At 61.3% G+C, this 15,289-nt stretch carries 11 protein-coding genes; all 11 read right to left on the reverse strand.

The window, feature by feature from the left end; translation table 11 throughout:
- The coding region (locus PA598K_RS33385; protein WP_128661076.1) for a methionine gamma-lyase family protein at positions 1-924 on the reverse strand (924 nt) is incomplete at its 3' end.
- Between the two features lie 61 nt (positions 925-985).
- Positions 986-2,287, reverse strand: a complete 1,302-nt coding sequence (gene hflX, locus PA598K_RS33390; protein WP_128661066.1) for a GTPase HflX — start codon at positions 2,285-2,287, stop codon at positions 986-988.
- Positions 2,288-2,327: 40 nt separating this feature from the next.
- Positions 2,328-3,332, reverse strand: coding sequence for an AAA family ATPase (locus tag PA598K_RS33395; RefSeq protein WP_128661067.1), 1,005 nt, complete (start codon positions 3,330-3,332; stop codon positions 2,328-2,330).
- A 201-nt stretch (positions 3,333-3,533) separates the two neighbouring features.
- The gene (locus PA598K_RS33400) at positions 3,534-4,433 is read right to left on the reverse strand and encodes a YdcF family protein (protein ID WP_128661068.1); all 900 of its coding nucleotides are present in this window, start codon (positions 4,431-4,433) and stop codon (positions 3,534-3,536) included.
- Positions 4,430-4,987, reverse strand: coding sequence for a DUF402 domain-containing protein (locus PA598K_RS33405; protein ID WP_128661069.1), 558 nt, complete (start codon positions 4,985-4,987; stop codon positions 4,430-4,432). Before PA598K_RS33405 ends, PA598K_RS33400 begins: the two co-directional genes overlap by 4 nt.
- Positions 4,988-5,190: 203 nt before the next feature.
- Positions 5,191-7,821, reverse strand: a complete 2,631-nt coding sequence (locus tag PA598K_RS33410; RefSeq protein ID WP_128661070.1) for a transglycosylase domain-containing protein — start codon at positions 7,819-7,821, stop codon at positions 5,191-5,193.
- Positions 7,822-8,083: 262 nt separating this feature from the next.
- Entirely contained in the window at positions 8,084-8,326 is a 243-nt protein-coding gene (gene hfq, locus PA598K_RS33415; protein ID WP_128661071.1) for an RNA chaperone Hfq, read from the reverse strand.
- Entirely contained in the window at positions 8,323-9,321 is a 999-nt protein-coding gene (miaA, locus tag PA598K_RS33420; protein WP_128661072.1) for a tRNA (adenosine(37)-N6)-dimethylallyltransferase MiaA, read from the reverse strand. Before miaA ends, hfq begins: the two co-directional genes overlap by 4 nt.
- Positions 9,318-10,088 carry a class I SAM-dependent methyltransferase gene (locus PA598K_RS33425; protein WP_128661073.1) on the reverse strand — a complete coding sequence of 257 codons (771 nt, stop codon included), beginning with the start codon at positions 10,086-10,088 and terminating at the stop codon, positions 9,318-9,320. The genes miaA and PA598K_RS33425 overlap by 4 nt, the downstream gene beginning before the upstream one ends.
- On the reverse strand, positions 10,085-12,388 hold the full coding sequence (gene mutL, locus PA598K_RS33430; RefSeq protein ID WP_128661074.1) for a DNA mismatch repair endonuclease MutL: 2,304 nt from the start codon (positions 12,386-12,388) through the stop codon (positions 10,085-10,087). Before mutL ends, PA598K_RS33425 begins: the two co-directional genes overlap by 4 nt.
- 34 nt (positions 12,389-12,422) lie before the next feature.
- Positions 12,423-15,149, reverse strand: coding sequence for a DNA mismatch repair protein MutS (mutS, locus tag PA598K_RS33435; RefSeq protein ID WP_128661075.1), 2,727 nt, complete (start codon positions 15,147-15,149; stop codon positions 12,423-12,425).
- Between the last annotated feature and the right edge of the window lie 140 nt (positions 15,150-15,289).

The following is a 15,289-nucleotide window of genomic DNA, read 5'->3' on the forward strand; positions in this document are numbered from 1 at the left end:
CTCGAAGCCGAGCCGCTCGAACAGCGCCGCCGCGAACACGCTGCCGCGCAGCGCCTGGCCGACGATATGCGGAGCCAGGAACAATCCCTGATAGAGGCTGCGGGTCGTCCCGAGCATCGCGCCGACCTCGCCGCCGATGCCGGGTGCGGTCAATCGATACGATGCCGCCTCCACGGCAGCTGTCGTGCCGCAAATGTATCCTCCCGTGGCAGCCAGTCCGCCGCCGGGGTTTTTGATGAGCGAGCCGGCCATCAGATCGACGCCGACCGCTGTCGGCTCGCGCTCCTCGGTAAATTCGCCGTAGCAGTTGTCGACGAAGACGAGCACGTCCGGCTTGACCGACTTGACCAGCTCGACCATACGCGCGATCTCGTCAATCGTAAAGGACGGACGCCACGCATAGCCGCGCGAGCGCTGGATGCCGATGACCCGCGTCTGCGGCGAGATCGCCTCCCGCACCGCCGCTTCGTCGACCGCGCCTTCATCTGTCAAGTTCACCTCGCGATACGACACGCCCCAGTCCTGCAGTGAGCCTGTCCCGTCGCCCGGCTTGCCGATTACCTTGTGCAGTGTATCGTAAGGCTTGCCGGTAATGTAGAGCAGCTCGTCTCCCGGGCGCAGCACGCCGAACAACGCACAGCTGATCGTGTGCGTCCCGGAGGCGAAATGCGGCCGTACAAGCGCCGCCTCCGCCTCGAAAACGTCGGCGTAGACGAGATCGAGCACCTCGCGCCCGCGGTCGTTATAGCCATAGCCGGTCGATCCGGCAAAGTGATAGTCGCTTACCTTGTGCTGCTGGAAGGCGCGGATGACACGCCATTGATTGCGCTCCGCGATCCGGTCGAGCTCGCTGAACCGCGAAGCGACGCCGGCCTCTACCTCATCGGCGAGCCGTTCCAGTCTTTCCCATACCTCGGTTGTCATGTTGTGCTTTTGATTCTCCTTCTCTCATTGCAATGACGCGCTGCAGCCGACTCTTCGCTCATCAGGACACTGAAGTAGAAGAGACGATATAAGGCTCCAGCTTGTAGCCGTATTGTTCATAACCTTGCTTGTCCACCTCGACCGTCAGCCGGATGCGATCGTCCACCAGCTGCTGCTCGATCACTTCGCCGACGCGGTAAGCGAGCGAGATCATATCCCCCGATGCAGCCGGGAACTCGAAGGTAACGGTCTGTCCCGTCAATCGCTCCTGTATGCGCCCCTGCAGCTCGGTCAGATCGGCTTCATCAAAGGCGCTGATCCATAGCGTATCGTCGTCCGCCGGCACACGCTCGCGCTGCTCGGCCTCGCACAAGTCTTTTTTGTTGTACACGAGCAACTGCGGCTTGTCCGATGCCTTGAGCTCGCCGAGGATCTGCTGGACGACGCTCATCTGCTCCTCGCGCACTGGCGAGGAGCTGTCGACGACATGGAGGATCAGATCCGCCTCGTTGACCTCCTCGAGCGTCGCCCGGAACGCCGCGACCAGCGTGGTCGGCAGGTTCTGGATGAAGCCGACCGTATCGGTCAGCACCACCTCGCGGCCGTTCGGCAGCGCCAGCGCTCGCGACGTCGGGTCGAGCGTGGCGAACAACTGATTCTCGATGAAGACATCCGCTTGCGTCAGCTGACGCATCAGCGTCGACTTGCCGGCGTTGGTATAGCCGACGAGCGCGACCTGGACGACGCCGCTCTTGCGCCGCCGCTCCCGGTGCAGCTCGCGATGGCGCACGACCTCCGCCAGCGCCAGCTTGAGGTCGGAGATGCGATCGCGGATATGCCGCCGATCCATCTCCAGCTTCGACTCGCCAGGGCCGCGCGTGCCGATGCCGCCGCCGAGCCGGGACAGGTTTTTGCCATGTCCCGACAGACGAGGCAGCAGGTAGCTAAGCTGGGCCAGCTCGACCTGGATGATGCCCTCCCGCGTCCGCGCCCGCTGGGCGAAGATGTCGAGGATGAGCTGCGTGCGGTCGATAATCTTCTTGTCGAGCGCCTCCTCCAGATTACGCACCTGCGCGCCCGACAGCTCCTGGTCGAAGATAACCGTCGTAATATCGAAGCTATCCGCGATTTCCCGCATCTCCTCGACCTTGCCCTTGCCGATGAACCACTTCGTATCCGGCGTATCGCGATTTTGGGTAACGGTTAAGACGACATGGACGCCAGCTGTCTCCGCCAGCCGCTCCAGCTCTGCCATCGAGTGCTCCGGCGAGATCGCGCTCCGCTTCATCTGCGGCGTCACCACACTGACGAGCAGCGCCACATCCTTCATTTCATGGTCCGTTTCATAGGTCGTCTCTCGCATCGTACCTGCTCCTTCGTGTTGAACGTATGTTGATGGGCGCTTACTTGCTCCTCTCCCACTTCAGATCCTCCGGACGGATCGACATCAGCTCCTGACGGCCGGGCACGCCGCCCGGATACTGGCCGAGCAGACGGACCGCCTGATAGCGGATCGCCCGTTCGATGACGTTGCGCACATAGCGGGCATTGCTGAACGAGAACAGGCTCGACTCGCGCTCCTCCATCAGATGCTGGCGCAGCTTGAACACGGCCTGCGGCAGCAAGCTGTAGTCGCGCTCTCTGGCCATCAGCTCGGCGATCTGGATGAGCTGGTCTACCGTATAGTCCGGGAAGTCGATCTGGATAGGGAAGCGCGAGGGCAGGCCCGGATTGGTCATCAGAAATTCGTCGATCTCCAGCGGATAACCCGCCAGGATGAGCACGAATTGATTTTTGTGGTCCTCCATCGCCTTTACAAGCGTATCGATCGCTTCCTTGCCAAAGTCCTTCTCCCCGCCTCTGGCGAGGCTATAAGCCTCATCCACGAACAAGACGCCGCCCATCGCTTTCTTGACGAGATCTCGCGTCTTGTTGGCTGTGTGGCCGATATATTCCCCTACCAGATCGGCGCGCTCGACCTCGATCAGATGTCCCTTGCCGAGCACGCCCATCTTGTGCAGCAGCCGCGCGACGATACGAGCGATCGACGTCTTGCCGGTGCCGGGATTGCCCTTGAAGATCATGTGGTACACATGCGAGCCCGCATGCAGCCCGACCTCGGAGCGCATTTTGGCGATGTGCAGCAGGGCGTAGATTTCAAATATAAGCGATTTGACGTGGTCGAGCCCGACCATCGGCTCCATTTCCTTCTGAATCTCGGCGTACGTCTCCGGTACCGGGGATGTCCTGGCTGCCGATTGCGCCGCATCGGCAGACTCCGCCGCGCCTGACGGGGGAGCGGAGGCCGAGAGCGTCGCTGTCGCATCGTGGCTGCGCAGGACGACATTGATCTGCCGGGACGGTCTGGCAGGCTTTTTGTGATCTTCTTGAACCGCATTTCCTAGCATACGGGCATCCCCATCCTTGGCGATAGTCGGCGCCAGAATCGCATCTCCCGCAAGAGGGCCATGCAGAGCCTGTCGCCGCATTACCAATGTATGCTAGCTGCGATTCGCATATTAGAAGATATGGCATAATCGTTGACCCGACTTGTCCCCTATGAGCTCAGACCGCCACCTGCATCAAGGCTCCATGTCGTGTCGCCGACCTCATTTCACGCCAGTCAGCATGGCCAGCTTATCGAGCTGCCATTTCGTATACGCCAGCACCTCGCGCAGCTCGCTCTTGGCATACGAGATATAGCGCGTCTTGGTGCCGACGACTTGATAGGGCTCCATCCGTAAATACCCGGCGATGTCGTGGGACCGTGCCGAGTGGAAGTCATGCGAGATAATAATCGCGCTCTGCCACCCCTTCGCCTCCATGATCGACTTGCTGAACAGCAGATTCTCATAGGTGCTCGTCGACTCTGGCTCCATCGCGATCGCTCCGGGAGGGATGCCGTGATCGACGAGATAATTGCGCATGCCTTGGGCCTCCGTAATCGTCGAGCCATTGTTGTCGAGGCCGCCGCTCACGATCAACGACTCGAACCGTCCCTGCTCGTACAGCCGGATCGCATAATCGAGCCGCTCGCCGAGTCCCAGGCTCGGCACATTGTTCCACAGGGCCGCCCCGAGCACAATGCCGACATCGGCCTGCGCGATATCGCGCGGCTGCGTATAGCTGCTGATCTGCCATAGCATATATCCGCACCAGAACACGCCGAGCGCAGCGGCAAAGGCGCCGATGCGCAGCAGCTTGAATATGGTTCGCTTGAAGAGACCGCGGCTGGCGCCCCGAGTTGCCCGCTTCGTGCGCTTGGCCTGGGCCGGAGCGCGCTTGCTCCTGTCGGAGCTGGCGGACCGCCCTGTCTGCGAGCTGCGACTGACAGGCCGCTCCGGCGCATTGCTGCGCTTTGCACCGGCCTTGGCTGCCCCGCGCGTGGCGCCGCCACGCGCAGCGCCAGTGCCTGCTACGTCAGCGGACGCGCTCGCTCTGCCGCCCTTGGGCGACGCCTTGGCTTGCTTTGCTTTTCCTCCTGCTTGCGTCTTGGGCAGATCGCTCATGCTTCGCTTTTGCCCTTCACCGCGTCGGCCAGTGTCTTGCGATGCTTCAGGCTGAGCGTAAAGTAGCGGAAGCGCCCGCCCCGGATTGCCGACAGCAGCCGACCGGCCGTCTTGCGCGCCGACGCCGCTTCGCGCGGCGTGACATCGCCGGTGCGGACCGCTTCCTCGAGCTCATCCTCATCCATCAGGAATACCTCGCCCGTCGGCAGCACGACCACATCGAGATACATATCGTCGAACCAGGGCACCTGCTGATCGGTCAGACCTTGCGTCTTGCATATGTCGATATACCACTGCACAACCTTGCCTTTGTCATTAAACATCGTCGTGACGACGAACTGTTCCCCTTTGGGGAAATGCTGCATCCACAGATAGCCTTTGTCGGCCAGACAGAGACGGCGTCCGTTGTATTCTTTCCATAGCGGTTCGCGCAATTCATGGATACGGTAAAAGGTAACCAAACCTCTGAATTCGTCGCTGTCCATCGACAGACAGGAATAGCTCTTCCGAAGAATTCTGCGCCAGTTCGCACGATCTGAAAATTTACGCTTCATACGGACCATTCCTCTCCGTTAGGATGCGGAAGGCTGCCGCCTAGACACCTTCCACTCTGTTGTCAACATCTACAAAAAAAGCTTACCATAACTTAACGTCCATCTCCAGCGACTGCGGAAAATAAACCAAGCAAACGGGCTCTCCAGTGCCCAAAAAAAACGAAAAAAGCCCCGTCAGCAAAGCGCTGCGGGACTCTATCGTGTTACGCCGCTGGCGGATCGGCGGTGTTGGGATCGACCTCGGTTGACGTCCCGTCATTGGTCGGATTGTCCTCCGGGGTATCGCCAGGCGGCGTCTGTGGATCCGTCGGCGGGGGCTCGGTGCCCGGATCGCCAGGCGTGCCGCTATTGTCGCCCGGGCTCGTGCCGTTGCCGGGCTGACCAGGTTGGCCGCCATCGTCGGGCTGCCCTGGCTGACCGGGCTGCTCGCCGTTGCCCGGCTGCTCCGGCACTTCAGGCTGCTCCGGCTCCTCCGTGTCCGGGAACGGATCGAGCTCGATCTCCGGCACCGCTACCGTCACCTGGCTGGAAGCGCCGCCTTCGAGCTTGGTGACGCCATCGTAGGCTGTTACGTAATACACGTAGCTATAGCCCGGCTGAACGGTTGCATCCTCGGTTGCGATCGCATCGAGGCCGTCCATCAGACGCGTGAACTGCGCCTCCTTGGCTTCCTTGCGATAGATCCGGTACGTAACGTTATTGCCCGAGACCGCGCTCCAGGACAGTTGTACATCGCCGCGCTCAGCCACATAGACGGCCGAAAGGTTCGGCACGCCGGACGGTGGCTTGATCTCCTGGACATTGCCAGGCCGTACGAACTGGCTGGCCGGCGCGTCCTTGAGCGCAGCGGACATGATCTTGGCGAACAGCGCCGCCGAGATGCCGCTGCTGTTTTTCAGGACATGGTCCTTGTCCGTCCGGTCGTAGCCCATCCAGACCGCGCCCGTCCACTCCGGCGTGTAGCCGACGAACCAGACGTCGCGGTTGGCGCTCGAGCGCAGTCCCGGCACGCCATGCTGTGTCGTCCCGGTCTTGCCGGCGAGCGGACGATCCATCTTGGCTCTCGTGCCCGTACCGCCCCGCTCCGTGACGCCGAGCATGATCTCCGTCAGATACCAGGCCGTCTCCGGCTTGATTAGCTGCTGCGGCTTCGGCGCCTCGTACTCGTAGATCAGCTTGTCGGAGCTGTTCGTAATGCGCGCGATCGAATGAGGATCGACCGACTTGCCGCCGTTGGCGAAGACGCTGTAGGCGGTCGCCATCTGCATCGGCGTGACGCCGTTGGTCAGACCGCCAAGCGCGATTGCCAGGTTGCGGTCGTTTTGCACATCCAGGTTAAAGCCGAGGTTGTTCGCGAAGTCGACGCCCTTTTGCACGCCGATCTCATTGAGCAGCCATACGGCCGGCTGGTTGCGCGATTCCTTGATCGCATCCTTCATCGTCACAGGACCGATATACTTGACGCGATTGGAGTCCTTCGGACAATACTTGCCGTTGTCATAACAGATCTCGTCGTCGCGCAGGATCGAGGACGGCAGCCAGTCTCCGGTCTCCAGCGCAGGTCCGTACGAGGAGATCGGCTTGAACGACGAGCCCGGCTGACGGTTGACGGTGACGCGGTTCAGGCCCTTCTTGACATAATCGCGGCCGCCGACCATCGACTCGATCTCGCCGGTACGGTGATCGATGATGATCATCGCGCCCTGGACGATCTGCTCGCCGCTGCTTTCCTCGAAGTTGGCGGCATCTGCGAACTCCTGCTCCATGATGCCCTGGGCATTGCTGTTGAGCGTCGTATGGATGCGGTAGCCGCCGAGTCGCAGCTCCTCCTCCGTCTTGCCGGTGACGCGGATCGCTTCATTGATCGCATAATCGATGAAGGCCATATACTTGGTGCTGCCAACCGGCTCCTTTTGATTGTCCGGATTATACTCTGCCGCCTTGGCCTCGTTCATCTGCTGCTCGGTGATGATGCCCTGATCATACATGAGCTGCAAGACGACGCCGCGCCGCTTTTTGGACTCCTCCGCGTTACTCAGCGGATTGTACACGCTTGGCGCCTTCGGGATACCTGCCAAGGTCGCGATCTCCCACAGCTCCAGATCCTCGAGGTTCTCCTTGCCAAAGTAGCGGATCGACGCTGCCTTGACGCCAAACGAACGCTGGCCGAAAAAGATCCGGTTCAGGTACATCGTCAAAATATCGTCCTTCGTAAAATTGTTCTCCAGCGCAACCGCGATCGAAGCTTCCGTCGCTTTGCGCAGCAACGTTTTATCATGGTTCAAGAACATATTTTTGGCGAGCTGCTGCGTAATCGTACTGCCGCCCTCGACCGCCTTGCGAGCGATGACGTCCTTCACCACCGCACGGCCGATCGACCAAAAATCGATGCCGGAGTGATCCTCGAATCGTTTGTCCTCGGTGGCGATGAAAGCTTGGCGCATCAATTCCGGTATTTCCGCAAATTCGACCAGCTCACGATTTTCCACATAGAGCATGTCAATTTCTTTGCCCTGGGCGTCATAGATGACCGAAGCCTCCGAGAGCGCCAGCTTGTCTTTATTCTCAGCGAGGATTTTCTCGCCGTTAAGGATAATGATCAGATAGCCGATAATGCCGCAGACGACCGCAAACGCCGCTCCGAAAAACAAAAACAGCAGCACTCTTTTGCCTGTGATTCTACGTTTCCCCTTGGTCTTGGTCTTCGTCTTGACGGGCTTGGCCGGCTTGCCGCCATTGCCCGATGGCGCGCCTCCCGCAGCCGCGCGAGCGCCTGCCTGGGTACTGCGGCCAGCAGGCGTACGGTTGCGCCCCCCGTTCCGTTGATCAGTCATGGTGACTCCCTCCTTGATAAAGCTGGCATCTCTGTCTAGTCTTCGACCTACTTCATTATACCCTCGGAGCAAAAAGAGCAACCCCGTCCCGGGACGGGGACTTCCCATTACAGGAAGCCCGCCGCACAAGGCTTGGAACGGGTTGCTCTTGCAAGTCCGTTATTCATTAAAACGTTACTCGTGATGAAAAGGTTTCATAATCCTGGTCAGGCTGACTGCGAGAAAACCCGCTCTTCAATCATCCCCCCGTTCGCCGTTAGACTTATGAATCGGAACTCTGATCCTGCTGCATTAGCGATACATTGCGTTGCGGGGTAAAGGTAGAGATGGCGTGCTTGTAAACCATCTGTTGACGTCCTTCGCTGTCGATGACGATGGTGAAATTGTCAAAAGCTTTGATGACGCCCCTGATCTGGAATCCATTCGTCAGATAGACGGTTACCGGAACGCTGTCTTTGCGCAGCTGGTTCAAGAACGTATCCTGGATATTAATAGACTTATTCATTTGCCGTTACCCCCATTACAAGATTGATTAGAATTATATTCAAGATCGTTCTGAAACTTTCCTGCTATTATAGCATGGATTGCTTGCAGGTTTTCATAAAAATTTGCTTGGCCTCCGACATCGACCCATTGGATATCCTGCATGTGGCGGAACCAGGACAACTGGCGCTTGGCGAAATGGCGCGTATCGCGCTTGAGCAAGGTGACCGCAGCTTCCAGCGTCATCTCTCCCTCCAGGTAGGGGATGATCTCCTTGTAGCCCAGTCCCTGCATCGCAATCGCCCGCTTCGGCACGCCTGCGCGGACCAGCCGCTCCACCTCCTCGACCAGGCCGAGCGACATCATCTCGTCGATGCGCTGCTCTACCCGATTGTACAGTTGTTCCCTCGGTCTAGTCAAACCGACGAGACAGAGCTCATAGGGCGAGCGCTTCTGCTGGCCGGCTTGCTGCTCGGTAAAGGTCTGTCCCGTGACATGAAATACCTCCAGCGCCCGGATCACCCGTCGCCGGTCATTGGGATGCAACCGCTGTGCCGCGATCGGATCGATCGCCTGGAGCCGCGCGTGAAGCGCCTCGTTGCCGTGCGTCTGCGCGTACGCCTCCATCTCGGCGCGGTAGATGTCGTCAGAGCCCGTCTCGGAAAACTGATAGTTATAGCAGACCGACTCGACATAGAGGCCGGTGCCGCCGACGATGAACGGCAGCTTGCCGCGCGACGTAATCTCCTCGATCAGAGCGGCGCAGCGCTCTTGGAACTCGGCGACCGAGAACGGGTGGTCCGGCTCGCATATATCGATCAGATGATGCGGGATGCCCTGCCGTTCCTCGACCGGGATCTTCGCCGTGCCGATATCCATGCCCCGATACACCTGCATCGAGTCGCCGGAGATAATCTCGGCATCCCAACGCTTGGCAATCTCCAGACTGTAGGCCGTCTTGCCGACCGCCGTCGGGCCGACGAGGACGAGCAAGCGCGGCTGTTTTTTGATGCTCAACTCTGTATCACTCCATATGCCAGATTGGACGCCTGGACGAGCCGTCGCTCGAAGCCGAGCCGCTCGAACTCGCCGCTGCGGTCATGCTCCTTCAGAACGACGCAGCGACGCGCCACCCGACGGGCGTGACGAATCGCCGCCTCGGAGATCGCCTCGTGGTTGGCCAGCTGGCGCAGCGGGCCGATCGCGCTCGACTGCTGGAGCGGCCGACGGAACATCGGGTCGAAGTAGACGATGTCGTAGCTGTCGTCGGGCAGCGCAGCCAATGCCTCGAGATGATGGGCGCAGCGCGTCTCGATGCGCCGCATCGCCTCGTCGATCTCGATCACTCCCGCTTCGTAGCGCAGCAGGCCGTCGCGGATGATCTCGCATAGCAGCGGCTGACTCTCCAGCGCCGTTACGCTGCCTTCTCTGCCGGACGCATAAGCGAAGACGATGCTGTCGGAGGCAAGACCTGCCGTGCAATCGAGGACAGCGTCTCCCTGAGTGCAGCCGGAGGCCTCGATCATCGGGTCGGTCTCACCCTTCATCAATCGCTTTACCCGGATATTGGCCATACTCGGATGGAAATAAAGCGATTCCTCGCCGTCCTCGTACCGCAGTTCGCGCTCGGAGACGACGAGGATGCCAGGTTGTCCATAGCGGCGTCTGATCCGCTGCAGCGAGTGCTGGCGGCGCTCTACGTAGCGACCGCCGAGCTGTACGGCGAGAGCCTGCGCCTGCGTCAACACATCCGCGCCGGCGCGGCTCGAGGTCGTGACGATCATGACATCACCCGCTTGAACATCTTCTCGAGCTGGTACACCGAGATGTGCACCAGGATCGGCCGGCCATGCGGGCAGGTATAGGGCTGTCCGCAGGCAGCGAGCCGCCGCAGCAGCGTCTCGCCCTCCTCGCGGGAGAGCCGTTGATTGGCCTTGATCGACGCCTTGCAGGAGCAGAGGATGGCCGACTTTTCCCGCAGCTTGCCGATGTCGACGGCCCGCTTCTCCGTCAGGATCCACTCGGCCATCTCCTCGATGATCTGTTGCTCCTCGCCCTTGGGGAACCATGCCGGATGCGAGCGGACGAGGAACGTCTGCGGGCCGAACGGCTCGAGCTCGACGCCCGCCTCCTCGAACCACGCCATTCGCTCGCTCAACGCTTGCGCCTCGGCGCTCGTATACTCCAGCGTCATCGGCACCAGCAGCTGCTGGCTGGCCTGCTCTGGCTGGCCGAACTTGGCGGCATAGTATTCGTAGTGGATCCGCTCATGCGCCGCATGCTGGTCGATGAGGTACATACCCTCCTCGTTCTGGGCGATCAGATACGTACCGTGCAGCTGACCGACCCAGCTCAGCTCAGGGAAGGCCGAGGAGTCGGCATTGCCCGTAGCCGCCGGACCCGCTGATGGACTCGCATACGGCGCTGGCGTCCCGGTGGCGGGCGCAGCAGCGGGCGCGTCGCCAGGGGCCGTCGCATCCGAGGCGCCCGCCGACTCCAGATCGGCCTGACCGCCGGACGCCTCGTCGTCTGTGCGCCTATGCAGCTGCGCAAGGTTGGGCGGTGTCGACGGCGTGGTTGCTCCGTTGGCGTAGCCCAGGGAAGCGTCGCTCGGCTCCACAGTCTGACCTCCGGTATCGTCGGCACGCTCGGAGGTCGCCGCGTCACCTCGGCCGGAGACAGACCTTGTGTCCGCCAGCTGGCGACTCTCAGGAGCGAATACGTCTCCAGGGACGCCCTCCCGCGGCTCAGACGCCGCATCCGGCAGCGGCCATGAGGAGGACCATGCGCGATCGACAGCAGTCTCTGCGCGTTCGCGCGTCAGCGAGCTTCCGCCGCCCGCCTCGGACGGCTTGTACAGCCGCTCGGCCGCACGCGGCGGCACCGTTGTCGTCGGTCGCTGCTGATGTGGCCCCGGAGCCCGATAGGACGTTTCCCGTTCCGCTTGCGGAGGAGGGTCAACAGGCGGCGGAGCGACGGGCGGTAGCGGCAGCTCTGCCGCGGGGGCAGCCTCCTCCCGATGGAAGGAGATTACCCCTTGCGTATAGAGCGGCTTGCCCCGTTTGCCCGATCCCGATGCCGGGCCCGGGATATGCGCCTGTCCGGCGAGCGCCTCGCGGACGAGACGTTGCACGAGCTCACGGAGCTCCGACTCCTTGCTGAAGCGTACCTCCATCTTGGATGGATGCACATTGACATCGACAAGGGTCGGATGCATGCCGATCTCCAGCACCGCCACCGGGAAGCGATTGATCGGCAGCAGCGTATGGTACGCATGCTGGATCGCCTGATTCAGGATAAAGCTGCGGATGTAACGGCCATTGACGATCATCGTCAAGCCGCCCCGATTGGCCCGGGTCTGCTCGGGGCGCGAGATATACCCGTTGATATGATAGTCCGGGCTCTCGCCCTTCACAGGCAGCATCGCCTTGGCCAGCGTCCTCCCGTACACCGCAGCGATGACCTGCAGCCGGTCGCCGTTGCCTACCGTGCGGAGCAACGTGTTGCCGTTATGCGTCAGCGTGAAGGCGATGCCGGGATGAGCCAACGCCAGCCGGTACACATAGTCCGAGATGTGGCCAAGCTCCGTCTGGATTGATTTCATGTACTTCAGCCGGGCAGGCGTGTTGTAAAAAAGGTCTCGTACCGTCATATCGGTCCCTTGCTCGCAGTTGTAAGGCTCGGATGCGAGCTCCTTGCCGCCCTCGATCACCAGTCGGCGACCCAGACCGCTCGTCTCGGTCGCGGAGACGCACTCGATGCGCGACACCGCCGCGATACTGGGAAGCGCCTCGCCCCGGAAGCCCAGACTGGCGATCCGGAACAGATCCTTGCCGGTCAGCAGCTTGCTCGTCGCATGGCGCTGGAAGGCGAGCGCCATGTCGTCCTCCTCGATGCCGCCGCCATTGTCGGTGATGCGGATCAACTGCAAGCCGCCCTCCTCGATCGTAATGTCGATGCGCGAGCTGCCCGCGTCTACCGCATTCTCGACGAGTTCCTTGACGACCGACGAGGGCCGCTCCACCACCTCGCCTGCGGCGATCTGGTTGGCGAGCTGCTCGCCCATGATTTGGATTTTGGCCACTGCCGGTCCTCTCCCTCCGTGTCAGCCGAGCGCGTCAGTGCGCGGACTCGGCCAGTTTTTTCTTCATATCGTTCAGCCACTGCATCGCCTGCATTGGCGTCAGATTGAACAGATCGAGCTGGCGAAGCTGCTCCGCCACGAGCTCTGCCTGCACCGTCTTCTTGCTCTTGGGCGCCGGCGCTGCGGTCTCCATGCCGAACATCGACAGCTGCACGACCTCGCTGGAGCCAGCCTCCGCCGTCGAGACGGTCGCCGCGGCAGCTCGTCCATCCGGCGCGCCATACCATTCCTTCGTCTCGCGCGCCGCGTCGTCCGGCACCCGGCCACTCGCCTCGCTCGTGGCAGCCGCCTCATCCAGCGGGACCGCTGCGGCATGCAGCAGCTCGTAGGCGCGACCGATGATCTGCTCGGGCAGGCCGGCCAGACGCGCACAGTAGATCCCGTAGCTTGAGGACGCAGCGCCCGGCACCAGCTTGCGCAGGAACGTCACATCATCGCCGCTTTCCTTGACCGCCATACTGGCGTTGGCGAGCGATGACAGGGACTGCTCCAGATGAGCCAGCTCATGGAAGTGGGTCGACACGAGCGCCTTGCAGCCGATCTCGCGGTGCACGAACTCGATGACCGCCTGGGCGATCGCCATCCCCTCAGCTGTCGAGGTGCCGCGTCCCAGCTCATCGATGATGATCAGGCTGCGAGGCGTCGCTTTCTCCGTCATCACCTGGATATCCTTCATCTCTACCATAAATGTGCTCTGCCCGCCGATTAGGTCATCGGCAGCGCCGATCCGTGTGAAGATACGATCTGTCAGCGGGATCACAGCGGAGCGAGCTGGCACGAAGCAGCCGATCTGCGCGAGGATGCAGATGAGCGCTACCTGGCGCATATATGTACTCTTGCCCGCCATGTTCGGACCGGTGATGAGCAGCATTGCTGCTTCGTCCTTGCTCAGCGACGTCGCGTTGGCGATGAAGCTGCGGCTCTCCAGCACCGCCTCGACGACCGGATGCCGCCCCTCGGCGATGACCAGATCGTAGCCGTCCGTCATCTCCGGTCGCGCGAATCGGTGCTGGGCGCTTACGGCCGCCAGCGATTGATAGACATCGATCGTAGCGATCACTTCGGCGAGCCGCTGCAGCCGGTGCAGATGGGCAGCGAGATGGTCACGCAGCTCGATGAATCGCTGGTATTCGAGATCGACCATCTTGTCCTCCGCTTCGAGGATGAGCCGCTCCTTCTCCTTGAGCTCCGGCGTGACGAAGCGCTCGGCGTTGGCGAGCGTCTGCTTGCGCTCGTAACGGCCCTCGGGCAGTTGGGTCAGATTCGCCTTAGTCACCTCGAGATAGTAGCCGAACACCTTGTTATAGCCGATCTTCAAGCTGCGGATGCCCGTCGCCTCGCGCTCGCGGCGCTCCAGCTCCGCCAGCCATTGCTTGCCCCCGGTACTGGCTGAGCGCAGCTGATCTAGATAGTCGTCGTAGCCGGAGCGGATCAGATTGCCCTCGCGGATCGACACCGGAGGCTCGTCCACCAGCACTGTATCGATCAACTCGGCGAGATCGCCGCAGCCGTCCAGCTCATGCACGAGGCGCTGCAAGGTCGCGGAGCCCGAGACGCCGCACCGCTCGGTTAGCTCCGGCACGCGCTGCAGCGACGTCTTGAGCGCGATCAGATCGCGACCGTTGGCATTGCCGTAGGCGACCCGCCCGACGAGCCGCTCCAGATCGTAGATCTCCTTCAGCTCGGCCCGCAGATCCTCGCGCAGGATATAGTCGTTGTACAGCTGCTCGACGGCCTCCAAGCGCTCCTCGATCTGAGCGAGGTTGAGCAACGGCTTGTCGATCCAGCGACGCAGCAGCCGACCGCCCATCGCCGTCTGCGTCTGGTCGAGCAGCCACAGCAGCGAGCCTTTTTTGCTGCGGTCCTGGACCGTCTCGACGAGCTCCAGATTGCGGCGGGTGAACGGATCGAGGATCATAAATTGCGTTGGCTCGTAGACGCGGATCGTCCGGACGTGACCGAGCGAGCGCTTCTGCGTGTCCTCCAGATAGCCGGTGAGCAGGCTGACCGCCCGTTGCCGGATCACCGGCAGCTCGCGCAGCGCCGCCTCGCCATATTGCTCTGCGAGCCGCTCCTGCGCCATCGGCAGACGATGCGTGTAGACGACCGGGCGATTCCATTGATTAGGCTGCTGACGCAGCGCCTCGATGAGCTGCTCGTCGCCGACGATCTCAGACGGCAGATAGACATTGATCTCGTCCACGAGCAGCTGCAGCGAGTCTGCGAACGACGTCACATACAGCTCGCCTGTCGACAGATCGCACGCCGCCAGGCCGTACACGCGGTCAGACTGAGCGACGGCGACCATGAAGTTATTGCTCTTACCCTCCAGCGACTTGGTCTCCATGACCGTGCCGGGCGTGACGACGCGGACAATCTCCCGCCGTACGACGCCCTTGGCGGCTGCCGGGTCCTCGACCTGCTCGCAGATCGCGACCTTGAAGCCTTTCTCGATAAGACGGGATATGTAGCCTTCAGCGGAATGATAAGGCACTCCGCACATCGGGATACGCTCCTTGCCACCGCCCTCTCGGCCGGTCAGCGTAATGTCGAGCTCACGCGAAGCTTGGATCGCATCGTCGAAGAACATCTCATAAAAATCGCCGAGGCGAAAAAATAAAAACGCATCCTGCGCTTGTTCTTTGACAGACAGGTATTGCATGATCATTGGCGTATACGCCGGTTTATCCATAGTTGCCATTGCTTGCGCCCCTCCTGTGGGGATGATTTGCAAGCTTCATTATAACACTTTTCCGCTCGGGGGTGAAAAGGTCTATCGGAATCCGTAAAAATGAACCTTATCGAGCAAGCGGACTGAGCACCTAGGGTGTGTTTGCATAC

Source organism: Paenibacillus sp. 598K, from assembly GCF_003851045.1.
Classification (GTDB): domain Bacteria; phylum Bacillota; class Bacilli; order Paenibacillales; family Paenibacillaceae; genus Paenibacillus_D.